Genomic DNA, 1,392 nt, shown 5'->3' with positions numbered 1-1,392 from the left:
TACTCCAGTCAGATTTCGTGTCCTGAGCTGCTGGTTGTCGTTGTTCGGGTATGGACGTGATGCCTGAAGTCGATTGCTGGAAGGCCGAGTTGGAGTCGGCTTTCGCTCGGGTAGCGGGCCGGTTCGGGAAGGCGGATCTGCGGTGGCGGATGCGTGACTACGTGCGGGGTCTGCTGGCGCCGGTCGGGCGGAAGAACGGCTGGCAGCTGGCCGAATGGGCCGGCCACCGTGATCCGGCGGGCCTGCAACACCTGCTGAACGGTGCCCGTTGGGACGCCGATGCCGTACGCGACGACGTGCGGGACTACGCCGCCGAGCGGCTCGGTCCGGGCGGGGTACTGATCATCGATGACACCGGGTTCGTCAAGAAGGGCACCACCTCGGCCGGGGTGGGCCGGCAGTACACCGCCACCTCGGGGAAGATCGACAACTGCCAGATCGGCGTGTTCGCCGCCTACGCCACCAGTTCGGGCCGGGCCCTGGTGGACCGGGAGCTTTACCTGCCGAAATCCTGGACCTGCGACCGTGAGCGGTGCCGGGCAGCGAAAATCCCTGATGAACGCGGCTTTGCCACCAAGGGGGAGCTGGCCCGGGACATCGTGCGCCGCTGCGTGGCCGCGGGCCTGCCGGCCGCCTGGGTGACCGCGGACGAGGCTTACGGGCAGGACTGGAACTTCCGACGCCTGCTCGAGCAACTCGACATCGGCTACGTGGTTGCGGTGCCCAAGTCCCAGCAGATCAAGTCCCTGGCCGGCTGCTGGCGCATCGACCAGCTCATTGACGAAGCCCCCGCCGATGCCTGGCAGCGACTGTCCTGCGGCGACGGAGCGAAAGGCCCACGCGTCTATGACTGGGCCGCGGCGAAACTGCCCGCCAACATCATTTTCGACCCGGATCCGCCGACCCATCATCGCTGGGTGCTGGCCCGCCGCAGTCTGTCCGACCCCACCGAGATCGCCTACTACCTCGCCCACGCACCCGTCGGCATCGAGATCGACGAACTCGCCCGGATCGCCGGCAGTCGGTGGGCGGTCGAGGAATGCTTCCAGGCCGCAAAGAACGAGTGCGGCCTGGACGAGTACGAGGTCCGCCGCTATCCGGGCTGGTACCGGCACATCACCCTGGCCATGCTCGCCCATGCCTTCCTCACCGCCCTGGCCGCCCAAGCCGCCCACCGGGAAACCGCAGAAACGAACCGACCAGCCTCGCCTCCCTCACCATGGCGGAAATCCGACGGCTCCTGGACACTCTCCTGCCCCACCCCAGACCTGAACTCAACCAGCGTCAGCATGCCCTGAGATGGTCCCACTGGCGCAGACGCCACCAAGCCATCGCCCAACGATGCCACTACCTGAAAAGAGCCAGCTCAGGACACCAAATCTGACTGGAGTA

The 1,392-nt window shown here is 66.7% G+C and carries 1 protein-coding gene; it reads left to right on the top strand.

Annotation, left to right across the window (positions count from 1 at the left end; all coding sequences use genetic code 11):
* The first annotated feature begins 50 nt into the window (after window positions 1–50).
* Window positions 51–1,298 carry an IS701 family transposase gene (locus ACFV8T_RS45595; RefSeq protein WP_385339807.1) on the top strand — a complete coding sequence of 416 codons (1,248 nt, stop codon included), beginning with the start codon at window positions 51–53 and terminating at the stop codon, window positions 1,296–1,298.
* Window positions 1,299–1,392 lie beyond the last annotated feature (94 nt).

The organism is Streptomyces sp. NPDC059832, from assembly GCF_042731715.1.
Taxonomy (GTDB): domain Bacteria; phylum Actinomycetota; class Actinomycetes; order Streptomycetales; family Streptomycetaceae; genus Streptomyces.
The sequence above is the reverse complement of the archived record's forward strand: the minus strand, read 5'-3'. Positions and strand labels throughout refer to the sequence as shown.

Excerpts from the sequence above, each read along its gene's own strand:
- ACFV8T_RS45595 (WP_385339807.1), top strand. The coding sequence starts at position 51 with ATGGACGTGATGCCTGAAGTCGATTGCTGGAAGGCCGAGTTGGAGTCG.